A 25,453-nucleotide genomic window follows, 5' to 3' on the forward strand; every position below is an offset into this window, starting at 1 on the left:
TAAAAAATTCTTAACTGTCCCTATTTCTCATCTTTTTCTAAAGTAACCTAAACATACAAACGAATATAAAATATAGAATATTATAATATATTTGGAATTTTTATAATTTTATGATATTTTATTAGAGGAGGAATAATTTATGAATAAAAATTTTGAGGAAAAAATATGCATAGTAGGAGCTGGAATATCTGGTTTGAGTGCAGCATGGTTTTTAAAAGAAAAAGGCTATAAAAACATAACTGTGTTAGAAAAACTAGAGAGATTAGGTGGAAAGTGCCACTCCCCTAGATTCAAGGGACGTACCTATGAAATGGGGGCAGCAATGGGCGACGAAGTAAATTACAATACTATTTTAGAAATAATGAAAAAACTAAATTTTAAAGGCGACGGTCCTAAATTAAATGCAAAAATATTTAATCATATTAATGGAAAGGAATTAATAGGCATAACTCCAGAAGAAAAGCCTTTATTAGAGGCACAATTAGCAAAGATGAAACATTTGCTAGAAACAAAATATAAAGGTTATAATCTTCCTGGACATGCTAATACTCACGAAGATTTAAAAGAAACATTTTATGATTTTTGCATTATGAACGAAGTTCCTTTGTGTTTAAAAGTGTGGCTAAATCCATTCACATCCTTTGGATATGGATATTTTAATTTAGTTCCTGCTGCCTATGTGCTTCAATATATAGACTGGGATACCATAGAATCTATGTTTAGTAAAAAAATAATGACTTGGAGCGAAGGAACAGAAATTTTCTGTGAAAGAATTGCGGAAAGCTTGGATCAAAGACCTAGGTTAAACACCTCTATAAGTAAAATAGAAAGAAAAGATAATAAAGTTTACGTCTATACTGAATTTGGCAAAGAAGAATATGACAAAATAATATTCACATCTCCATTACAAAATTTACATAATTATGTGGATATAGATGTCGATGAAAAGGAGCTTTTTGCAAAAATAATAACTAATGAATATAAAATATATTCATGTACTGTAGAAAATTTTTCTATAAACTCAGGCTATTATCCAAAAAACATGGTGCAATCTAAAGCTGGTCATGTTATGTTTTATCTAAGTAGATGGAAAGATGATCCAGAACAAGTACTTACTTTTTACATTTTAGGTGACTCCGCTCAAAATATCGGAGATAAGGAATGCAGGGCACTACTAGAAGAAGACTTACGTAAATTTAATATTAACCTAAGAGATATCATACTACATAAAACTTGGGAATATTTTCCACATGTAAATTCCACAGAAATGAAAAATGGATGGTACGAAAAATTAGAAGGAAAACAAGGGCAATTAAATACATTCTATGCAGGAGAAATCATGAGTTTTTCAAACCTTGAGGAATGTTCATCTTACTCTAAAACACTAGTAGAAAGATTCTTCTAAAATACCAAACCGTTATCAATTTATTATATAAAGGATTTATTTAATATTAACCATATATTTTGCTTTAAATATATATATATTTTTACTATATATTTAAGATATGTTCTATATTACTAATAAGTTTAAAAATTTAAATTTTATATTAAATTGTAATGCTCCAGCATAACATTTTATCATTTAATCAAAATACTTTGTCATAAGTTTTAGGAGGGGAAACATGAATTTACCAAAAAGTAAAATCACCAGTAAAGAGAACAAATACTTTCTTATTTCCACTTGGGTTATAGGGATGTTCTATACCTTAGGATTCTTTTTATGTAACTCTAGAAATTTGATTTCTATGAATTACACAATAGTAGGTAGTTGCTTTTTTGTTGTTTCGTTAATAGTATCTAGTATTATATATTTCAAAAACAAAGAAAGCCATATTCTATGCCATGTTATTTCCGTATGTTTTTCTATATCCTATTTAATAATACTTCTAGCATCACAACTACAATATTCTACCATTTTAGTTTTACCACTAATAATAACCTTAAGCTTATACCTAGATGTAAAAAAATTAGTATTTCCCATAATTGGGACAATAGTATCTAATATTGTTTGGTTACTAATCCATAGAAACGAACCAGAATTCTTGGGCAATGCAGCTTTTTTATTAGTAATATTATGCTTATTCATATTTATAACTATTATAGTAACTAAATTTGGAGGAGACAAAGCTAAAGAGGCAGAATCTGAAAAGGAAATAAGTTACAAAGTAAATAATGACCAAAAAAAAGTTATAGAAGATATAATACAAATGGTTAAAATCATAAATAAAAACTCCAGCAATTTAAATGAAATAATGGACAAAATTAAAGGATCATCTAACATCGTTCATAGTGCTGTAGCTGAAATAGCTTCTGGAGCTGAAAATACCACTGAAAATATTCAAGAACAGAGTAAATCTGTAGAAGTTATTGAAGATAAAATACACAATACTGTAAAAATATCACAGCAAGTAAAAGAAAGCACAGACCAAAACCATAAAAACCTACAGGAAGGTTTAAAAATAGTAAATGAGCTTTCTAAAACTGCAAAACTTATAGAAAATAAAAACTCACAGGTACAGAATAGTTCTGTTAAACTTAAGGATTCTGCCGAAAATATTAAAGACATAACAAACATGATAACAGGAATAGCAGAGCAGATAAATTTATTATCGCTAAATGCCGCTATAGAAGCAGCTAGAGCTGGAGAAAGTGGACGAGGCTTTGCGGTGGTAGCCGAAGAAATTAGACGCCTAGCAGATGCTAGTAAAGATGCCACTAACAATATTTCTGATATTATATCAGATTTAAATAATGAAGTTACTAAATCTTCTCAATTTATTAATGAGCTCCTAAACATTAATGCTGAACAAAATAAATTAGTAGATGAAACAGAAAAAATATTGAACATAATAAAAGCTGATGGAAACACTATTAATACTAAAGTAGATGAAGTAGATGAAAAAATAAACGAAATATCTTCTTCTGCTAAAATCATAGTAGATTCTCTAGAATCCCTTACTGCTATTGCTGAAGAAACCACTGGCAACGCAGAGCAAACCCTATCCATATCAGAGGATTTTAAAAATAATGCTGACATTTCCAAAGATTATGTATCACAATTAATAACTGCAGCAGAAAGTTTGCTTAATAGCACTCCAGAGAACTAATTTAAAAAAGAAAAGTAGGAAAAAAAAGTGGGGACGGTTAAGTTTAATACCATTCAAATATAAAAATTAATAAAATTAATGAAGTTAATAAAAATTTTAGTAAATTAAATTAGTAGAGACGGTTGATTACCGTCTCTTTATTATTCCATTTATTCTATTTAATTTTCTTTTTAAAAGTATATCTTTCTTCAACGTTAAATAAAAGTAGATAAAAATTATTGTGTAAATATTCCAAAACATAGTTACTGTAATAAAAAATTTATAAAAATTCGGATATAAACTTGAATATAACAAAAAATCTATCCCTAATCTTAAAACCAAAATGAAAAATTATCATTTCTCAATTCCATATTATACCATTAAAACCTAACTTTATAAATATAACGTATATAACATAAAATATATAAAAATACAAAAATTTTTCTTAATAACAAATAAATATATCTCCAAATAATAACAACTGTAATAAATATATTTAACTGTAAAAGATCGTATGAATTCCTTATTGAAAATCTATACCTATGCATTAACTTAAACAGTTAAATACAACAATTTTCTAATAATAGAACCTTATATTTATCCATTAAGTATCTATATAAAACAAAATAGTATCTGATATTTGTTCCTAGAAGTTTTATGAATGCTGTATCATATATAAACTGTGAATTTATAGACTATACATGTAATGAAGATAAAAAAAGACAGCATAAAAAACTAAAGACTACTCTATAATACAAAATAAAAATACAAAAACTAAATCCTATGACTATATATACTATTTTAAATGCAATCAATATGCTGGGACTTGCCTGTTAACAAGTTTAAAAGAAAACTACATAACAGCTAGCATTCTATGAGTTGTAACCAATTTTTATTCCTACTAGATTTTTCCTAAATAAAAAATTCTTAACCGTCCCTCTCTTCTCTTCCCTCTCTTCTCTTAACCGTCCCTCTCTTCTCTCCCTCTCTTCTCTCTCTCTTCTCTCTCTTCTTCTCTCTCTTCTCTTTTTATTTCCTTTTTTTCGGAATCCAAAATTGATTAAATTATGTTGTAATAGTATAATTTACAATATAATATTTCCTATATGTTTCATGGTGCATTAGAACTTGAAAGGAGAACATCTATATATGAAAAAATTTATGAAGATTTTAATTGGGATTCTATTTATAACTGCATCTTCTGTAGTATTTTTAGGTATTCAAAAAAATGCTGTAATGACCCAAATTAATTTATTTAAACAAAGTTATTCAAAAAAAGATTATAAAACTTCAAAAAACATATATGAAAAAAACGAAAAAAAATACTTATACAAAAAATTTCATTTTATAGAAAATATATCAACATTTCTAGAAGATAATTTAATAAAAACTGAGCATCAGTTTTTAGATGGACATTGCAATTATGAAGATGCTATTTTAATTATTAAGGAAACAAAAAACTATAAAGAAGTTGATATTGATATTATAAAAAAAACTGAAGACAAAATAAATAATAAATACGAAGCCCAAAATACATATTTAGAAGCAAAAAAATTTTTAGATAATAAAAATTTTGAAAACGCCCTAAAAAAAGTGGAATACTCACTAAAATTATATAGTGACAATGTAGAAGCAAAAGAGCTTAAAAAGATTATAATAGAACAATATAGAATGTACATATTTCAAGAGGTAAATAATCTTGTTAATAAAGAAAAATTTAATGATGCCCTTACCTTATTAGAAAAAAATAAAACTATTTTTTTAGAAAAAGATTTTTTAAATAAGAAAGATGAAGTAAACAAAGCCAGAAAAAACTTTGAAGATAAACAAGAAAAGGAAAAAAAATTAGCTGAAGAAAGAGAAAGAAGAAAAAAATTAGCCGAAGAAAAATTAAAAAAAACCAAAAATAACATTATGACTCTCAAGAATAATTCATCAAATTCTAACACAGCAGTTTGTATTAATGGCAAAACTCTAAAAAGCGCTACAAATTTTTTAATTTATGTTGACACAAACAATCAAAAAACTAATGTATTTTCAAATACAAATGGTCAATGGAATCTATCCAAGAGTATAAGTTGTAGCACAGGAAAATCCGGCTCAGAAACTCCATCAGGTACTTACAAAGTTAATTATAGAGGTACTTGGTTTTATAGTAATAAATATAGTGAAGGAGCAAAATATTGGGTTAGTTTTTATGGAAATTACTTATTTCATTCTCTACCAATGGATATTAACAAGAAAATAGTAGATTACACTTTAGGTAAACCTGCTTCCCATGGATGTGTGAGATTACCTGTGGAAGATGCAAAATGGATTTATAATAATATACCTAATGGTACTACTGTGTATATTAAATAAACGTTATATTCTTACTTATTTTGAATTGCTTTTATTCTGTTTTCAATTAACCTAAATAATCTAAGCTCCATTAATCAAAAGTTCTACTACAAATTTAAATAAATATAAATAATAAATAAATAAAAAATAATGGGGACGGTTAATTAAGTTTTAATTTTTTAAATAAACTTCTTAACCGTCCCCAAAAAAACCATAAACTTCTTAACCGTCCCCAAAAAAAATTGAATATTTTCTAATCCAGCTAATGCTTTAAATATAGCTATATACTTATTCTAAATATGTTCTTTGGAATATTTATGAATAGCAAAATAATACTTAACCATGTGCCTATTTCCTTTTTTTGTCGTAATCGAATAATAACTAGATAATGCTTAACATCCCTTTGTTTTTCTTCATTTTTCAAATTAAATTCTTAACCTTCATCTTTTCCATTGAAAACCTAGTATGAAATGTTATATATTATAATAGTAACTAATGTTTAGGAGGCATATTTTGAATGAGTAGACAAAAGAAACGCAAAGGAAAAAATCATATTCGACCTAGTTTTATATTATTGGGCGTAATTATAATCTATTTATGTACGGTATTATATTTTAGAAATCATTTTCAATTAAGAACTACTATTAATGGTGTTAAAGCATCCAATAAAACTGTAGAACGGGTCACTAAAGAACTAGAAAATGAAGTAAAAAATTATACATTACAGTTAGAGGGTAGAAATGGAACTAAAGAGAAAATTTCAGCAAAAGATTTTAATCTCAAATATAATCCTAATGATGAAATTAAAAAATTGAAAAAAGATCAAAATCCCTTTAATTTGCTTGGAGGTATTTTTAAAAGAAAACAATATGAAGTATCTAGGACTATTTCTTATGATGAAAAACTGTTAAAGGAATGCATTGATAAAATGTCCTTTTTTAATGAAAATGCAATAACAAACCCTAAAAATGCTAGTTTAAAATATACTGATAAAGGCTATGAAATTGTAAAAGAAACTATGGGAAATAAGATTATTAAAGATAAACTATATAAAGAAATAAAAGATGCAATAATTAATAATAAAAATGTTATAGATTTAGAAAAAAGTAATTGCTATGAAAATCCAAAATATACTTCAAAGTCAAAAGAAGTTGTAGAAGCTCAAAAGACCATGAATAAATATTTGCAATCAACAGTAACATTTGACATTAGAGGAAATAAAGAAGTATTTGATACCTCTATAATAAAAAATTTAATTAAAGTGGATGAAAATTTTAATGTTTCTATAGACAAACAAAAGGTATGGACATATATAAATAATTTAGCATATACTTATGATACAGTTGGCAAAGCAAAAGATTTTGTTACCGCATCAGGTACACATATAAAAGTAAACGGCGGAAACTACGGTTGGAAAATTAACAGGTCAAAAGAAGTAGAAAATTTAGTACAAGCTATAAAAGAAGGTAAGTCTGTAAGTAAAAAACCTTCATATTCTCAAATTCCAAGTAGCAGCGACCCTAATGAAATAGGTAACTCTTATGTAGAAATCGACCTAACAAAACAGCATTTATGGGTTTATAAAGATGGTGCTCTTGTGGTAGATGGAGATGTGGTTACTGGTAGTGTAGTTAAAAAAACCCCTACCCCAGAAGGTGTCTATAAATTAAGTTATAAAGAAAAGGATGCTACCTTAAAAGGAGAGGATTATGCCACACCAGTTAGTTTTTGGATGCCTTTTAATGGAGGTATTGGTATGCATGATGCTACTTGGCGAAAAGAGTTTGGTGGAAAGCTCTATGAAAAAAAAGGTTCTCATGGCTGTGTAAATTGTCCTTATGAATTAGCAAAAACCACCTTTGAAAATATTAAAGCTGGAACTCCAATTATTTGCCATTATTAATAATTGTATTTTACTTATGTGAACTATCCCCGACATAAACAACGGTGGTTTTCACAAATTTTTTATAAAACACAAATAAAAATATAAAATACAAATGCAAACAAACATAAGTAAAAATAAATACAAATAAATATAAACAAAATAAATTAAACAAAATGGTTTAAACACAATAAATACAAGCCCACATAGGTTAAAAATATTTAAATTTACCTATGTGGCTTTTATTTTTGTTTATTCTATTTTCATAAGGTACATGAAAATAAATAACAAGTCAAAGATGCAGGTATATTTTGTGTCAGACAAGGAAACAGGTTCCGCCGCTGTAGAGCTATCGGTGGTTTCTGCTGACGCAGTATGACGCAAAATAGACTAGAATACTGACTTGTTATTTATTTGAATGTGCCTAAAATAAGCAAAATGAAAATGCAGAAGGTTATAATAAAATTTTTAAATTCATAAGAATATAAAAATACTGTTTTTCTATGGCTAAGGTATAACTAAAAAGGAGGCATTAAAATGGATAATAACAACAATCTTTGGAATGATAATCAAAATTCCCAACGGAAATCAACAAATGTATTTGCTATAACTGGTTTAGTTTTAGGTATAGTATCTTGGTTTTTAAACCTTTTTGGAATCATTGGAACACTAGCGATTGTTTTCTCATCAATTGCCTTATCACAAATCAAAACAGATAATCAAAAAGGAAAAGGCTTTGCTATCGCTGGTTTGGTTTCAGGAATAATAAATGTTATTTATGCAGTCGTGATGTTAACAACACTTTTATAGATTGAATTACAAGTACAATAGATAAACTATTATCTTTTTTCTGCAAATAACTTATATATTCAACTTTTCCAGCTATAAAATTACAATTAAAAATTAAATAGAAAAACTTTTTTAGAAATTTTAACCTTAATTTCGCATTCTAGAATTAACGGGGCTGTCGCACTAAAAATAAATACTACAATATATTGTGTTAAGCTTAAACTTGCAAAACAGTATATTGTATGTAAATTTCTTAATGCGACAACTCAATTTTTTTATGTATGTATAACTTACAGTAATGGATATAATAAGTATATGTATGTATAGATTACATTAATGGAAATAATAAGTATAAAATAATTTTAACCTTCATTTTAAATTTTACATTACTAAGGGTGCCATATCCAATACGGCACCCTGTGCATTTTATAATATTCACATCCTCATTTTATAATATTCATAAAAGTCCTTAATTTAACTCAGTAATTTTCTTTCCTGTTTTTTCTTTAAGAATATTTACTATTTTTTCTTTTTCTTCGCCTGCAATATATAAAAGTGTCCTTTTTTCTTCTTTTTTATCAAAATAATCTTTTACAAATTCTTTTTCACTAGGTTGTTTTAAGTATCTTATTGATTCCATTGGGAATCCTTGAATGTTTAAACATCTTAATGGAGTGCTATACTCAAGTTTAGTTATATTTTCATATTGCACTTTTGTCTTCTCTACTCTTGGTCCCATTTTATCGCCTCTGTCTAAACCATCATATAGTATTGTAATTGCCTCCTCATTCAACTCAACTTTTGTAACTACACTCTTGTATCCAGCAACCGGTCTTGTTCTAGTTAATACAAATATAGATAAGATTACAGCTATTATTTTGGTTCGATCTAATGAAAAGTCACCTAGCCATATCTCAAATAAGCAAAGTACACCAATTATGATTAATGTCCCTTTAGTTAGTTTTCTTATGGTTGGATGCGGTGATTCTCCTTGTGTATATATTTTACTTATAAATTCTACTACCTGGTTTTCCATTGAACATTCTCCTTTTTAAATTACATAAGGAGTGCTGCTGCACCAAGAATAAATACTACAATATATTATGCTAGCTGCAATTGGTAATTTGAAATCTATATTAAAATTTTCTAAACGAAACAATATAGTTTCAAGCCATTCTTAAATATAATGATTAACCCACAATAAGGTACAATGCAGTGAAATTATGAAATTTCTCTGGAATGAGTTGAATAAGAAGCGAAGGAACTATTTAAATTAAATTTATTGTTCCCAGCTCTTATGTAACTCATGGAGGAGACATTTCATAATTCAAGTAATGTAATACTTTTTGTGGGATAATCATATAATAATTATACAAAAACAATGAATATTTCATGTATAAAGTTTATATTACAAATTAAAATATGCCAGTTTAAAGTTTGCAAAACAATATATTAGCTGTAAATTTCTTAATGCAACATGCCCTTTGTAATTTATTTTGATGAAAATATTTTTGCTAATTCTGCATCTGTTTGTTCTAAATTTTCTGCTGCTCCATTCATTTGATTTGCTAAACCTTCTACTGTTGGCGGGAATGTTTTTACAAACTCTGAATATATTTGTTCAAAGCTTTGTACATAACTACTCTGAGCTGCACCTTCCCAGTTATTTGCTACCTGATCTACTGTAGACTTTAATGTTTTTAAATCCTGCATTATAGAATTTGCTATTCCTTTTATCTTATTAGATCCGTCATATAATTCCTGTGGTGTAATTCTAATTTGTGACATATAAAATACCTCCCAAAAATTTAATATTTAAAACCGCTTAGCGGATTTAACCTATGGATTTTAATTTATTAGCTTCTTCTATTAAACTTTCAAACTGGATTTGAGAACCACTTAAAACACCATCTAAAAAATTAACCACTTTAATATACTTATCAATCTCTTTAGCTAATTTATCATCAAATTTTTTCATACAAGCTTCTCCTGCTTCACTATCCCACCCACTATACTTCAAGCTAAATAAAATTCTATCTATTTTCAATTTTATGGTTTCTAAATTTTCTAATTGTTTTTCGTATTCTCCTGCAGCTTTTTTTAAAGCATCTGTATCTATTTTAAAATCCTCCATATAATCACCCTTTTAATTACTCCTCTGGATAATCCCTTATTTCAATCTCTACCCCGCTTTTTTCCAAAAGGGTTCTCACAAATTCTTCTAATATCTATACCCTTTAAAATTTATCAATTTCTAGCATTTATAATTTTTTCTTTATTCTGATGGATAATTAACAACTTCTATCTTTACACCACTTTTTTGAGAAATAGTATCCATTAATCCATGGTTATCGTCATAGTAAAGAAATAATCTTAACTTATTATTTTTATCTCTTATTCCTCTTTCTAAAGCAATCTCTCCTGTATTATAATTTTTGTACCATATTTTTTTATATCTTCCGTAAATGTCCAAGTTTTGATGGTATTCATTATATACTAATCTTTGTACCTTGGTGTACTGAAAGATATCCTCTTCATACATACATATTCTTTTTGCATCCTGAGGGAGATACACATTTCTAATTTCTTTATCTGTTAATATTAAAGTTTCATTTTCCTTATAATCAATAAAGCTTCTACAAGTTTTACGTAAAATAAAATAATAAGACATTGACGGTATCCAAAAAATTAATAATCCTGATATAAATCCAACAAAAAAATCACTAATACTTCTTCCTTCTTCTCCTTTATAAAACATAACTCCAACTACTATTGATCCAACTATCATAAAAATTTTCCAAAACCATCTAAGCCAAGCTCTCTTTTTCCACTTAGGATGTTTTTTATGCTGCGTCATTATTAACTTTAATCTTAATTTTCTATCAACTTCATACTGCTTCATATTTTCTCCTTATAAAACTTATTTATATTTATCATAAACTTTACTAATATTTACTTCCTAAAGCGTTATTGCTTTCTCTTAAATATTTCTGGTAATTTATTATTGCTTCTTTAATATCATCTATACTAGATTTCAATTTTTCTATATTCGGTGCTATTAGCTGTGATATAGTTATAGGTAATTTATTATCTCCTATTGCCATTCCTATCTCACTTAACCCTTTTCCAGTAAAAAATTTTCCCTCAATTTTTAGATTTAAATTATTTACAAAACTACTAAAGTCGCTTTTAAATGTTGATTTGAAAATATCTAAAGCTCTTTTACTTGTTTGACTATCACCCTTAACAACCTTACCAACTAATGATTTAGCTTGAATTAGAGTAGATTTTTTATACTTAAACTTATCTATTAATTCATATTTAAATAAGCAACAACTCTTTCCTATCTTAGACCTAAATTCATTATCACATATTAATGATTCTAATCCATTTCCTATACTCCTAAAAGTAAAAACTTTCTTTTTACCATTAGTTACCTTAAATTTACTTCCCAAAATTCCTACACTTCTAGCATTGTTTTGACTTCCGAAAAGTTGCTTTATTGAAATAAACCCCTTAGTTTTACCAGGAGTTGTAAATAATTTTCCTAAACTAGCTATAGAACCTACCCCTACTGTAATATTACTAATACATTCTGTTACATTTAAAATATTTATTACAGTTTTACTTTCATTATTATTAAAATTAGCTCTTATGAATTGTGCAAGTTTATCAATTTTCCCATATCTAACAGCCCATACTAACTCACCATTTTTATTGGAATTATACGCCTTTTCACTCTGAAACATATTTATAGTATTATTTATTATTATAAATCCATATGTTATTACCTCCGCTACAATAAAAATAAATGCTCCTCCACCATATATAGTAAATATAGTAGCTGCAACAGCTGCAACCACTGCAACTAGTGATACTCCAATATCCTCTACATATTTTCCTCCACCGGTTCTAAACCAATGCTTTATTTCAGTTTTCCAGTCATTAACTTTATTTTCTACTTTGTTGTAGACATTTTTTACCCATCTTCCTAAGGAAGTTGAGTTTATAGCGTTAACGGCTAAGTTTTCAAAGAAAGCTGAAACTTTTCCTATTTTAAATCCATTTCTATTAGCAAAATCAGCTGTAGCTTCTTTTATCTGTTTTGCAACGTTTTTATCAGTTTCTTTAACTTTGTTATGAAAATTATCAATTTGGGCAGCATAATTATGGAACTTTTTACCCTTTTCTCTTAACTCTTTTATCTTTAGCTGAGTTTCATAAAAGGCATCATTTGTCCTACAGCTTTGACCTCCTGAGATATTGCTAATTTTCCTTGATACCCCTCTTTCCATTTTTGAAGCATAATTTTCAAGCTCGCTGGCTGTTTTTTTAATATATTTACTTCCAAGTGAAAGTTCTCCATAAGTCACTTTAAGTATTGACATATATTAATCACCTCAATTTATTGAACTTTATTAATATTTTTCTTTTTTCTATTCTTCTGGATAATCCCTCTTTTCCATCTGAACTCCACTCTTTTCTTCTAATGTTTTTACAATTTCTTCATTGCCTTCAAAGTATAGGTATAGTCTTATTCTCTCATCCGGTTTATCCACCTCTTCTGTCCTACCTATCTCACCTGTCGTAACATCACTATAATATATCTCCTTTTGTTTACCATAAATATCTACCCTCTGATGATATGTGTTATATATCATCTTTGTTATATCATTAAACTTAATTTCAAATTGATGGAACAACTTTATATTATCTCGATTACTTGGATGGTATATATATTTTATATCTTCATCTGTAATTACCACGGTATCATGTTCTCTATAGTTTACTACGCATTCACAGCTTCCTTCTAATGCTTTCCGATACACAAAGTATGGTATACTAGCAAAAATCCCCATGCTTACTGCAGTGGTAACTCTTACAATCCCGTCAACTCCATCTTGAGCAAACATACCATTTTCAAACCTGTAACGAAAAAACGATAGTATACCCCCTATTGGTGCAAGCAATAAAAGTATTCTTCTTACCCACTTCCTCTTATGCCACTTTGGATGTTTCTTATATTGTGTCCTTTGTAATTTTCTTTTTAATTTTGGATCAGGATAATATTGTTTCATATAAATTTTCTCCTTTCTTTTACTTCACTCTTTAATTAAATACAAGTTTATAACGTTTAATTTTTATATCTTTAAGGGATTTGCTTATTTTATTTAAATTAGAATGGAACGAGGCAATATTTGGAATAAATATATTTCCATTACGTATATTTTTTCCTGTTTTATATACTATATCTGCTTTATTTAATCCAATTATTGCATGTTTAAATCCTTTTCCTATTTTAGAATTAAATTTTAATTTTATGCCTAACATATTTGCATTGTTTAATTTATCCAATTTGGAAAAATCAGGAATAATATCTTTCTTTATTTTATATCCTTTATTTTTAAATGCATTTTTTATATCATTCTTAATAAAATTTGATATTATTTTTTTTGAACGTAACTTTTGATATTTATTTCCTTTTACTAAATCCTTTAAAACATATCCGCTGTGTTTCGTGTTCATCTTGATATATTTAAACGTATCTATTAACTCATCTTTAAACAACTTATTATTTTCACCTATGGCTTTTCTAAAATTACTATCAGTAAAAATTGATTTCGAACCTTTATAGAAACTTTTTATTGTAACTTTAAACTTTTTATCTCCTTTGACCATAAATTTATTACCTAATATTCCTACTGTCTCATCAGTACTGTTTCCAAATAAATTCTTAATAGATATAAAACCTTTATTTCCTAGGGAATCTGTCAGCTTTCTTCCTAATTGTCCTATTGATGTGACACCTGTTACTATTGTAGTAACACCTTCCGTTATGTCCAATATAGCTGCTGGTTCCTCATATCCTTCTTTTCGTAAGAAATCACTTAATTTATCTAGTTTCCCATATCTATGAGCCCATGCTGGATCTTCTTTGTTTTTGCCATATGCCAAACCACTTGCAATAATATTTGTTACCCCATTTGATATTGCTATTACTGCTCCTACTACAGCTAATATTGCTAGTATCCCTACTCCTGCAGTTACTATAGTAAAAACGGCTACTCCTATTGCCAATATTGATAGAGCAATATCCTTTACATATTTTCCTCCACCAGTTCTAAACCAATGCTTTATTTCAGTTTTCCAGTCATTAACTTTATTTTCTACTTTGTTGTAGACATTTTTTACCCATCTTCCTAAGGAAGTTGAGTTTATAGCGTTAACAGCTAAGTTTTCAAAAAAGGCTGAAACTTTTCCTATTTTAAATCTATTTCTATTAGCAAAGTCAGCTGTAGCTTCTTTTATCTGTTTTGCAACGTTTTTATCAGTTTCTTTAACTTTGTTATGAAAATTATCAATTTGGGCAGCATAATTATGGAACTTTTCACCCTTTTCTCTTAACTCTTTTATCTTCAGCTGAGTTTCATAAAAGGCATCATTTGTCCTACAGCTTTGACCTCCTGAGATATTGCTAATTTTCCTTGATACCCCTCTTTCCATTTTTGAAGCATAATTTTCAAGTTCGCTGGCTGTTTTTTTAATATATTTACTTCCAAGTGAAAGTTCTCTATAAGTCACTTTAAGTATTGACATATATTAATCACCTCCAAAAATCTTTTTATTTACTAAACGTCTTTCTTCATCTTTTAATTCCTCTAACCTATAATTTAGTGAATTTAGTTCATTTGTAGCTGAGATAATTTCATTTCTAACCACATTTCTTTCCTTATTTAATTTATCTATTGCAACACTAATTTTATAATCAGAATTAGTGCTTTTTTCCTTTAAAGAAGTTGAATCTGTTGAAACTGCACATTTTCCATCTACTGCTACTGCACATTTTAAGCAACTAAAACCATTATATAAGGGCCCATTTATATCCATAATGCAATTATTAACTCTATAAAATGAACTAATTGCTTCATCAATATCTTCTAATCTTCTGTTTTTTTGTCTAATATACTGTTTTTTATTTCTAATTGCATTTCTTGTAGACCTAATTCTACACCTAACATAGTACAATGATTCAGCCATATATACACCTCCACATTACCAATTTATTATAATGAAATATAATTAACTGAATTTTCGGACATATATTTCCGAGAATTTCCCTTTACGAATATATATTTCTGAGAATTCTCCTTCATGAACATATTTTTCTAAGAATTACCCTCTATATTTTTTGCTATCTTCTCATCCGTTTCCATATAAGCTGCTATACTCTCAACAATGCCATCATATAAATCATATAAATCATCCTCAATGTCCTTTAAATTTCTTTTTAGTAAATTGTATTCTACCTCATAAGAATTTCTAGCATTACCTATCCAGGTTGAAAGTAACTCCGATGTTATGCTTTCTATTTTATTTCTACAATTTTGAAACTCCTTAACATTATCCCTAAGTTCCTTTACTGCTTCTGTCATCTCCTCAGTGCTAAGCTTAGTAATACTTCCTATACAATCTACCGAAGTTTTTGAAGCCATAGACTCACCCCTTAATCTTTTAATACTTTTATACAACTCCATCACTTTAATACTTTCTTAATTCTCATAACTAATTCTTTGATACACCCCTAATCCTTTAATATGGTCTTAATCTTCTTAAATTCTCCACTATCTATCCAGTAGGCATCCCCTAAGCTCAATGGTTTTTTATAGTTTCTACTAATATTAATTGGCAAATCAAAGAATTTATTATCCCCCACGTTATCAAATATGAAGCCATTGTTTCCTTCCTTTAAGGACTTTAGTAATTCCGATGCTGTAAATCCTACTTGAGAATTTTCAACATCATTGAATATAATGCATACCTTTAAATTTTTAAATTGTGATGTAATTTTCTTATACCTGTTCATTACTTCCCCATTAGCTCCTAAGCTATTCATTGCATCTCTATTGTTATTAATTATTAAAATTAAAGGTTCATTTTTAAGAATTTCCATTCCACTTTCTGCAACTTTTTCGCTTCTATATTCTAATTCATCATATACTTTTTCAATAATCAGCTCTAAATCATTAAATAATAGAGAATATTTTTCTACAAACCCATACTCCTTCATAAAGCTTAACTTTTTCTCTATGTTATCCACTACATAGACTTGCACTGGATTTTCTAATATTTTTCTTTGTACGTTTTGGGCAATGCTAGCAATGAAGTTACTCTTACCCTTATTTTCTTTACCGATAATAGCCATAGAACTTTCTTTTAACAAGTTTATAGTTTCTAAATTAATAGTTTCATAATTTAATCCTATTGGTATTTCATATGCAGCTAATTGTTTTTTACCATAGTTTTCTTTTATAAACTTCATGTCTAAAACCTCTGGTATTTCAGGTATTATTTTTGCCTTCATATTTGGATACTTAAGCTTAATATGCTCAATAAAGCTCTTCATATCTTTAACCCTATCTATCTCCTTTTCACCTATAAAAGCTAGATAGCTTTGGTATTCATAAATATCCTTATCTATTGAGATTAGTCCTCTTCCTGGAATATTCTTTGGCTGCATTCTACATCTGTCAAACAAACTTCCATATTCACTTGAATCATTGCAATATAGTGCTATTCTGCTGGAAAAGTTAGTCATATATTTATATCCTATTCCAGTGGTTTGAGCATTGGCAATAATTACTGTTATTCCTACTGCTACTCCTTCTCTACATATATTTAATAACTCTTCATCTCTCTCGGAATACATTTCTTTAAATGCAGTCATGTTATCTAAGAAAATAATTATCTGACACATATCCTTATAACCAGCTTCCCTATAGGATACAAATGAACTTATACCAAGCTTAGATAAAACTGATTTACGATGCTCTATTTCTTTAAGCATCATGGTGGTAAAAGTCTTAAGCTTTTCATCATCTGAGGATGTAATAACACCACCTACATGTTTAAGCCCTTGAAAATTCTTTAAAATCATAGAAGCAAAATCCAAGATGTACATATTAACTTCTTCCGGTGTATAACTTTCTGCCACGGTTCTTATTATTGTTTGTAATAAGCTTGTTTTACCAAATTGTGAAGAACCTACAATAAATAAGTTACCTTCTGAAATATTTAATCTTACAGGTGCCTGCAATTGTTTAGTTGGATCATCATATATACCTATAAAAGCTTCAACGCAGGTGTTATTCTTATGAAGTTTCTCACCCTCCTTTAAAAGTATTACATCTGGCAATGGTGGTAGACATATTCCCGGAAGTTTTTCAATATTATTTTCTAAACAGTATTCATTAATATATTTAACTAATGCCTCTAACTGAGTGGCACTAGTTCCACTATTTTTTTTCTTTTCCCGTTTAAATATTGTAGTCCTCTTTCCCCATAAAGCTACCTCATTTATTTCAAATTCCTTATTATTACCCATTTCATCTCTTAGGGCTTCTGCTCCGCTATAAGCTGATTGAAATAATTCAAACACTTCATTATTACCTACTTGAAGATACGCTCTTCCTGGTTCTTTTATTTCTGCAGCTAAAGGTGATTTCAATACTTCATTACTATCACTTTGATTTTGCACCTTTAAGCAAAGCTTGAATTTTGAGTTACTCCATATCTGATCATCTATTACTCCTGACGGCTTTTGAGTTGCAAGTATTAAATGCACTCCTAAGCTTCTGCCAATTCTTGCTGCACTTATTAGTTCTTTCATAAATTCTGGTTGATCACTCTTAAGCTCTGCAAATTCGTCAACAATCAATATCAGATGTGGCAGGGGCTTAGATATTTCTCCGCTTTTAAATTTCTTAATATATGCATCTATATGGTTCACCCCATATTCAGCAAATAGTGCTTGACGCTTAGTTAACTCAGCTTTAATTGAAGATAGCGAACGGTTAATTTCCCTCCCATCAATATTTGTAATTGAGCCAACTAAATGAGGTAAATCTTTAAATTGATTAACCATTCCACCACCTTTAAAATCTATAATCACAAAGCCTACTTCATATGGATGGAATAAGGTACACATAGATAATATATAACTTTGTAATATTTCACTTTTACCTGAACCTGTGGTTCCGGCTACCAAGCCATGAGGACCGTGTTTTTTTTCATTTAAATCCAGGTATATGATTTGTCCTTTGGTTTTTACTCCTAGTGGAGCTGCCATGCTCTTATATACTTTAGATTCCTTCCATCTTTTTTCAATATCTATTTCATCTACTACGGTTACTCCAAGAAGCTCAAATAAGGATATATTTTTGGTCAACTGACTTTCCAAACTTACCTCATCTACATAAATTGGCGCTAATCTTAAAGCTAGTTCATTTAAATCCACATAATCTATATTTTTATAGGTAAAACCAGTAATGCATTCTCCATTATTACAGTTTACAATTTCTGCACTAGTACCATTTTCATCAAGCCTTATTATTTCACTACAGCCCATAGGCAACAGTTCTTGACTCTCATTAAAGAATATAAATGTAGTGCCAAGTTTACTACTGGATTTAATAAATCTTGATATGGGATGGTTTTTTATGCCCTTATCATCTACTACAAAAATAACAAAATGTGTATGGAAATCTCCCTTATTAGATTTTATTTCCTCTTCTCTTTTGATCAATTGTATATATAAATACTCAAACAATGAATTTTTACTTTCCTCATCATATATTAAATTTCTTACACCTATATCCTCATTGTATATGTGTTTTATCCACCTTAACCATTGAAATTCAGCTTTATTCTCTTCATTAAATACATAAAACATCTTTACATCTTTATAAAAATGTCTTCCTATAATATCTACAGTTATATTTTTAAGCATTCTACATAAGTTTTTATAATTTCCTAGTATACCTACAGCATTAGCTGAAGCTAATTTCAAAATAACTGGTGCATTATCAATAAATTTATATTTATTTTCTATTTCTTCTGGTTTATCCACTAATTCATCTGTGGTATCTTTAAATTTCTGTGGAGTTATCTTCACTTCACACCGGGATGCTACTGTTCCATATCCCAGTGTAACCTCTAAAAAATCTTCATCTTCCTTGCTTCTGTCAAAAAGCTCCTTATTAAATTCTCGTACATTTTTTACATTTTCTTCTAAGGAAATATACTTTTTCTTTAATACCTTTAATTCCTTTTCTCTCATGTTTTCTATAAAGTTTGCTTTTTCTTCTATATATTTAAGATAATTAGTTTTTCGTTTTTCTACTTCTCTTTTGTATTCTTTTTTTGTATTTATGGAATTTACTATAGACATAATTATTCCTATTGACATTGTAGCAACGCTATAGATTACAAAACTGCCTCCGTTGCCTATAACTCCTCTTAAAACTATGAGTAATGCCACCATAGCTAACGCAGGAATCAGTGTAATCAATATATTATTTTTAGGTGGGTTTGGTAATTTTTCCGGAGGTAAGACTTCTATATCTGTGTTTGGTGTTATATACTTTATTCTTGTGCTTCTATTAAATTTAGGATATTTTAATTTATTGGTATATATCTTATCAGTAAATTTAAGTCCCAATATGTGCATATTTTCATTTTTATCTGTGTATAACTTATTATTTTTAAAGTAAAAATAATACCCCATAATTATAAGGAAATCACAATCTTTAAGCTGAGTTTCCTTATTAATTTTCTGGGTATTTTTATAAACCCCGTATTTTGTATTGTTATCCTTTATGTAATATTTATTGTCCCTTAAAAACAAAGTTACATTTCCCTGCTTCAGCAAATCATCCTGTATATATATAGTATCTTTTTCACTTCCACCAATTGTAACTTTTTTAACTTCCTTTAAATCTATTACTCTATCATAATTTCTTTGAATACTGTCAAAATCAATTAAAAAGTTTAACTTAAAAACTGTTTCATTATAATTTTCGTACTTTATAATTATTTCATCACCATGCTGCAAATCTTTATTATATAATTTCATAATACCATCTATTGTAAAATACACTGAATTAGTACAATTTATTTCAAAGCCATCGACATGCCTTAAAAGTTCAAATTCAAAATCCTCAAAAAATCTTTCTTTTTTAAATCTAACTTGGCATCCTTTTGTTGTTCCTACTTTTACTATATTGCTTTCAAAGTCTGAAAGAGAATATTCTCGATAGATATTTTTGCCAAATATAATTATTTTATATTTATTTTTTCCCATGACTTTATCTCCCCTACTCTAAAATATTTATAATAGAACCATCTCTAATATTGAATTCCTCTAGTGTTTTATTCCCTTTTAATAAAGCTATGGGCTTTTCAGACCTTGCATAAACCTCCATAATATTATCAGTGTTAATTTTTAAATCATAGGCCTTATTTATAGCTATCACCAAATCATTAGCTGTAATGTCTAGAGGTACTTCTATATCTACCTTCTTATTAAGTTTTGGTATATTTAATATTACAATTGCCTTATTCATTTCTGCCCCCTTAATTAAACATATATAGTCTTATTTTATAACCGCTAGAATCTAAAATCATTTTAGGGTCCCTTAATTAAACATATATATAATCTTATTAAAGCATCTATTCTTTGCTAAAAAATCTATTGTAATATCCTCTTCTCTAAAACAATCTATATATTCGGAAATATTACAATTACTAATATACTCATCTTTGATTAAATAATTTTCCTTAGTGTCTACATACTTATTGCAAATAAATATAAACTTATTTGGATTTGAACAATCTATATTAACCCTTAAATTATTTAATTTTATTGCATCTACTTTGCTCTGCTTTGTTAATATGATTACCTTATGGCAATAACCCATAAGCATAGACTTTTCACTGTTAAACTCATTAGATGTGTCAACTATTATATAGTCATACTTACCACTGTCTTTAAGTTTTTCAATAAAAAATCCAAACTCCTTCATACCTATATTTAATGAAGACACAGGTTGTTTAAAAGGTAATAAATAATCAAAAGGTTTTTTACCCATTGCATCATCTAAATGATTAAGAATTTTCTCATCCTTATTCACCAAATATCTATCAAAGCCTGAAGTGCAATATTGATCATTTCCAATTATAAAATCAAAGCTTTGTATACTTTCCGTATTTAAATAAAATACTCTTTTATTTAAATGTTTTAAAGCTGCAGCTATACCTATAGACACAGTGGTTTTACCACTTCCCCCTATTGGAGAATAAACCATTATTACCTTTGACTTATGATTTTCTCTAACTGGCTCTATAGAACTATTACTCATTACTTCATTGTAAATTTCCTTTACACTTGTATATTTATATATGTTGTGTACACTTAAGCTACAGGTTATTTCCTTTAACTCTTCTTGTTCTGTTAATATAAATGTATTTGCTATATTATGCTTTTGCAGCTTTGGATCATATAATTCCTCATTTATTATCAATATATCTATATGTCTTGGTAAATTGAAATACTCCTTCAAATAATCTTCATTGGAAATCACTATGAGCTCAAGTTTATCACCCAGCTCTTGTATTAATTTTAATTCAATAGGCATTAAATATTTTTCATCTCTATCAACCAACATAATAACTATATTTTTCATTATTTGTTTCTCCTTTACATAAAAACAAATTATGTTAGGTACATGAAAATAAATAACAAGTCAAAGATGCTGGCATATTTTGTGTCAGACAAGGAAGCAGGTTCCGTCGCTAGTAGGACTATCGGTGGGTTCTGCTGACGCAGTATGACGGAAAATAGACTAGCATACTGACTTGTTATTTATTTAAATGTGCCTTATTTCAACAATCATAAATTCACTATTGGCAAGGGTAACTATATCCCCTGGCACTATCTCTTCTTTTACATCTTTTTCTAGCCTTCTACCATTAATAAATGTACCATTGGAGCTTCCAAGGTCAACCATATAGTATTTTTCATTTTCCTTTAAAATACTGCAATGCTTCCTGCTTATAGCTTTATTAAATGTAATTAATCCCTCTACATATTCATCCTTACTCCCTATTATAAATTCCGGCTTATCTATAACTATTGTTATTTTTTCTGGAGTATTTACTCCCGTTAACGCTATTTTTGCACTTTGCTCTTCAGATAGCAAAGTTGTACCATCATCCTCTAATAATCTTGTATCATGGCAGTTATTGTAGTGCTCATATTTAGTGCGAAAACTTGATGTATTGTGTCCACTTTTATGCTCCTCAGCTTTATTTTTTCTTTTTCTTGAAAATATGCTACTAAATGGTCCTATATATCTCTTTTTATTTTTAGTGTCCTTGTAATCTCTAGTACCCCCATGATCTTCACTATCTATATGATTTTCACTAAGCTTATGCCTAACTTCTTTTTTTACACCAGACTCTTTTTTTACTTCTGATTTAATATTTGCAGTACTAATGTTAATCTCCCTGAAAATATTCTCTAAAGATTTGCTTGAATTTAAATTAGAATACAAGTTATCAATGGCGCTTCCTGTAAGTTTTTTATTGTTATCAATAGCTTTTAATATATTTTGTTTTAATTCATTACTAAATGTCTTTTCTGTTCTTCCGTTATCATATATTACTGGAATGTATATATAATAAATATTAAGATTGTTGGTATCTACAAATATAGAATTTAAGTTTGTATTAATATTTTTATATTCTATAAATCCGTTTTCTTCTACATTTAAGGCCACTATCAGTAACTTTCTTATTATTTTTATAAATATGTCTACGCCACTATTTTGTATTACAGTTTCTAAATCTTTATATTTTGAAATGTCATAAACCAATTTAATTTTTCCATTATGCATGACTTTAACGCATTTCACAAAACCATTATTCACTTGGTTTTGTAATACCTTATATCCAACTTCGTAAAAAATACTCTCCTGACTAAGTATATAGTTTATATTTGTGCTATATCTATTTTCTTCAATAAGAGAATTCAACCATAACTCCCCCTTAAAATATTTTCTATCTATATTTTTCCTTAAATCAATGGTTCAATTTCATCATATTCTCAACTATCTTCATAAGCTAAAATCTCTCACTACCTTAGAGTTCTTTAGTCCCCTCACTAAACTAAAGTAATTCAGTCTCCTGGCTATCTTCCAGTAATTCTGTTTCCTCACCATTCTGAAGTAACTCAATGCCCTGGCTGTTCTCCAGCAATTCTGTTTCCTCGCCATTCTGGGGTAACTCAGTACCCCGGCTGTTCTCCAGTAATTCTGTTTCATTGCTGTCCTTGAATAACTCAGCTTTTTTACTCTTATCAAGCAATTTATTATCATCACTATTTTGGAGTAATCCATTAAGATTTTTATTATTTACCTTTTCTTCATTAATAGTTAATTTAAGTTTTTTATTATTAGAGGATTTATTAAGTGCTCCTTTGGATCCTTTAAATTCTTTAGATGCTTTAGATAAGTAGCACCATAATATACCTATGATTGAAACTACCGATATAGCTATGCCAATTATTAAAATTACCCAACCTATATTCATAAAAACCCCCTTATTTTACATACCCTTGGTTTTGAAGTTCCTTATATATTTGTTTCAACGCTTGTATGTCATTGCTACTTTGAGTTGTACTGTATTTTTCAGCCAGTTTGTAATTTTTGAAAAAATCTGAAAAATCTCTTTGCTCTTTGTCCTTTGTCATTTGCTTTAAATAAAATAACTTAGCTAACTTAGCATATCCTATGGAATTATTAGGATATTTATTAATCAAAACTTTAAAGTATTTTTCAGCTTCATCAAAGTTTCGCAATTGAAGCTCCACATTGCCTAAACTACTATAAAGAGTCATAGTATCTGTTCCTAATTTCTTAACCATTAAATAATTTTCTAAAGACTTATTATAATATTTTTTCCTTTCCGCCTCATTATCCGATAACATAGCCTTTGCATTGTATGCAGCGCCTAATCTTTCATAAATAGCCGTATTTCCTTTATCCTTACTTTGAGAATTGATTTTTTCTAATAAATCTATTTGCTTATTATAATCCTCATCTAATATCATAAAATTATCTCTGTATATATCAGCTATCATTATATAGCCTCTTAATCTCTTTTCCTCATTTTCTATGGTTTCTATATATTTAATTAGTTCGTCAACATTTTTTATAGCTTCATCGTCTTTGGTAAGCTTCCCTGGTTTATTTAATGACTTAGATATAGCATAATAATAATTAACACCTTCAAATTTTTTATCTTTAACCTTTTCAAAACAACTGATAGCTTCCTTATAATTTGCTTTTGAAAAACACGCCAGACCTAAAAAATAATTATACTTATCATTTTGGATTAATTCAGGTCTTTCACTAACAGCTTCCACTTTTAAATACTTGAGCATTTTGTCAAAGTCTGATTGAGCATAGTACAAATTGGCCACTGCTAAATATCCCTCATCTTTATCAGGCAAATTATCAATAGCACTATTAAAAACCCTTAAAGCATCATCATATTGCTTTGCCTCTTGATACTGTTCTCCCTTAGTTAAAAGTGACATGTAATCATTGTTTTTTAGATTATTTATTTTAAAAACACCAAACACCGTTATTGCCACTCCAATGCATAAAGCAGCTATAAAATACTTGCCTTTGCTTCTTCTCTTTTTAATTTTATAACTATAGCTTAATTTTTCTATATTATTCAAATCATAAATGAGTTCCTCTATATTTTGATATCTGTTAATAGGGTCTTGCTGAATACATTTTGAAATTATATGTTCTATCCCCTCTGAGTACTTTGGGTTTATAGTCCTAACTGGTACAAGTTCATAGGGTGGATCATTGGGTCCTTGTCCCGTCAATAGATGGTATAAAGTAACCCCTAAGCTATAAATATCTGTTCTATTATCTGTTTGATGATTGCCATATTGTTCTGGTGCTGCATATCCCCTAGTTCCTATAATTACAGTATCTGATGCAGTATCTTTTTTATATTCTCTTGCTATTCCAAAATCTATAAGTTTTATTTTTCCTTCTTTATTTAGCATTATGTTTCCAGGCTTCATATCCCTATATATGATTGGATTTGGCTTCTGATTGTGTAAGTATTTCAATACATCACATAGCTCCTTGGCCCAACTTATAACCTTTTCTTCTGGAAAAGATATACACTGATTCAATAGAATATTTAAACTTGTCCCATCTATATAATCTAAAACTATATATATTTTTTCTTCTTCATTTATAATATCCACAATCCTAGGCAGCGCTGGATGATCTAAATTTTTTAATATGTTTGGCTCAGCTAGAAAATCTATATCAGCATTTTTATTGAGAGTAATTTCCTTTACAGCCCAATTCTTTTCAAAATTTATGCTTACAGCTTTATATACTACACTCATACCGCCCTTACCTAATATCTCTATAAGTTTATATCTACCATCTATTATCTTCCCTTTGTATTCAGACATACCTTTCCT

The 25,453-nt window shown here is 28.4% G+C and carries 20 protein-coding genes; 5 read left to right on the forward strand and 15 right to left on the reverse strand.

The genetic code is table 11. From position 1 onward, the window contains the following. The first annotated feature begins 139 nt into the window (after positions 1-139). The 5 genes from C1715_RS06635 to C1715_RS06655 all read left to right on the forward strand — a co-directional run bounded on the left by C1715_RS06635 (position 140) and on the right by C1715_RS06655 (position 8,118). Positions 140-1,405, forward strand: coding sequence for an FAD-dependent oxidoreductase (locus tag C1715_RS06635; RefSeq protein WP_102399787.1), 1,266 nt, complete (start codon positions 140-142; stop codon positions 1,403-1,405). Positions 1,406-1,622: 217 nt separating this feature from the next. Further along, entirely contained in the window at positions 1,623-3,107 is a 1,485-nt protein-coding gene (locus C1715_RS06640) for a methyl-accepting chemotaxis protein (protein WP_102399788.1), read from the forward strand. Between the two features lie 1,128 nt (positions 3,108-4,235). Further along, on the forward strand, positions 4,236-5,447 hold the full coding sequence (locus C1715_RS06645; protein WP_102399789.1) for a L,D-transpeptidase: 1,212 nt from the start codon (positions 4,236-4,238) through the stop codon (positions 5,445-5,447). Positions 5,448-5,943: 496 nt separating this feature from the next. Next, complete coding sequence (locus C1715_RS06650) at positions 5,944-7,329, forward strand: L,D-transpeptidase family protein (protein ID WP_102399790.1); 1,386 nt, start codon at positions 5,944-5,946, stop codon at positions 7,327-7,329. Between the two features lie 516 nt (positions 7,330-7,845). Further along, complete coding sequence (locus C1715_RS06655) at positions 7,846-8,118, forward strand: DUF4190 domain-containing protein (protein WP_102399791.1); 273 nt, start codon at positions 7,846-7,848, stop codon at positions 8,116-8,118. A gap of 448 nt (positions 8,119-8,566) precedes the next feature. On the opposite strand, the gene C1715_RS06660 is transcribed toward C1715_RS06655, so the two are convergent. The 15 genes from C1715_RS06660 to C1715_RS06730 all read right to left on the reverse strand — a co-directional run bounded on the left by C1715_RS06660 (position 8,567) and on the right by C1715_RS06730 (position 25,444). Continuing rightward, positions 8,567-9,133 (reverse strand): hypothetical protein, encoded by a 567-nt coding sequence (locus C1715_RS06660; RefSeq protein WP_102399792.1) that lies wholly within the window; start codon positions 9,131-9,133, stop codon positions 8,567-8,569. A gap of 455 nt (positions 9,134-9,588) precedes the next feature. Beyond that, positions 9,589-9,885 (reverse strand): WXG100 family type VII secretion target, encoded by a 297-nt coding sequence (locus C1715_RS06665; protein WP_035291641.1) that lies wholly within the window; start codon positions 9,883-9,885, stop codon positions 9,589-9,591. A gap of 46 nt (positions 9,886-9,931) precedes the next feature. Then, a complete protein-coding gene (locus C1715_RS06670) occupies positions 9,932-10,231 on the reverse strand; it encodes a hypothetical protein (protein WP_035291643.1) in 300 nt (99 codons plus the stop codon). 141 nt (positions 10,232-10,372) lie between these two features. After that, the gene (locus C1715_RS06675; RefSeq protein WP_102399793.1) at positions 10,373-10,999 is read right to left on the reverse strand and encodes a hypothetical protein; all 627 of its coding nucleotides are present in this window, start codon (positions 10,997-10,999) and stop codon (positions 10,373-10,375) included. A gap of 43 nt (positions 11,000-11,042) precedes the next feature. After that, a complete protein-coding gene (locus tag C1715_RS06680) occupies positions 11,043-12,485 on the reverse strand; it encodes a hypothetical protein (protein WP_102399794.1) in 1,443 nt (480 codons plus the stop codon). Between the two features lie 48 nt (positions 12,486-12,533). After that, the gene (locus C1715_RS06685; RefSeq protein WP_102399795.1) at positions 12,534-13,175 is read right to left on the reverse strand and encodes a hypothetical protein; all 642 of its coding nucleotides are present in this window, start codon (positions 13,173-13,175) and stop codon (positions 12,534-12,536) included. 31 nt (positions 13,176-13,206) lie between these two features. Then, positions 13,207-14,694, reverse strand: coding sequence for a hypothetical protein (locus tag C1715_RS06690; RefSeq protein WP_102399796.1), 1,488 nt, complete (start codon positions 14,692-14,694; stop codon positions 13,207-13,209). Between the two features lie 3 nt (positions 14,695-14,697). Continuing rightward, positions 14,698-15,135 (reverse strand): hypothetical protein, encoded by a 438-nt coding sequence (locus C1715_RS06695; protein ID WP_102399797.1) that lies wholly within the window; start codon positions 15,133-15,135, stop codon positions 14,698-14,700. A 128-nt stretch (positions 15,136-15,263) separates the two neighbouring features. Then, positions 15,264-15,590, reverse strand: coding sequence for a WXG100 family type VII secretion target (locus C1715_RS06700; protein WP_180964019.1), 327 nt, complete (start codon positions 15,588-15,590; stop codon positions 15,264-15,266). An 89-nt stretch (positions 15,591-15,679) separates the two neighbouring features. Next, positions 15,680-20,236, reverse strand: coding sequence for a type VII secretion protein EssC (gene essC, locus C1715_RS06705; protein WP_102399799.1), 4,557 nt, complete (start codon positions 20,234-20,236; stop codon positions 15,680-15,682). 13 nt (positions 20,237-20,249) lie between these two features. Then, complete coding sequence (locus tag C1715_RS06710; RefSeq protein WP_035291660.1) at positions 20,250-20,498, reverse strand: EsaB/YukD family protein; 249 nt, start codon at positions 20,496-20,498, stop codon at positions 20,250-20,252. 72 nt (positions 20,499-20,570) lie between these two features. After that, entirely contained in the window at positions 20,571-21,617 is a 1,047-nt protein-coding gene (locus C1715_RS06715) for an AAA family ATPase (RefSeq protein ID WP_102399800.1), read from the reverse strand. 183 nt (positions 21,618-21,800) lie between these two features. Further along, positions 21,801-22,967, reverse strand: a complete 1,167-nt coding sequence (locus C1715_RS06720) for an FHA domain-containing protein (RefSeq protein ID WP_102399801.1) — start codon at positions 22,965-22,967, stop codon at positions 21,801-21,803. 133 nt (positions 22,968-23,100) lie between these two features. Further along, positions 23,101-23,523, reverse strand: coding sequence for a hypothetical protein (locus C1715_RS06725; RefSeq protein WP_102399802.1), 423 nt, complete (start codon positions 23,521-23,523; stop codon positions 23,101-23,103). A gap of 10 nt (positions 23,524-23,533) precedes the next feature. Continuing rightward, positions 23,534-25,444: a serine/threonine-protein kinase gene (locus C1715_RS06730; protein WP_102399803.1), complete on the reverse strand. Its 1,911-nt coding sequence runs from the start codon at positions 25,442-25,444 to the stop codon at positions 23,534-23,536. Positions 25,445-25,453: the final 9 nt, after the last annotated feature.

This window comes from Haloimpatiens massiliensis, assembly GCF_900184255.1.
Taxonomy (GTDB): domain Bacteria; phylum Bacillota; class Clostridia; order Clostridiales; family Clostridiaceae; genus Haloimpatiens; species Haloimpatiens massiliensis.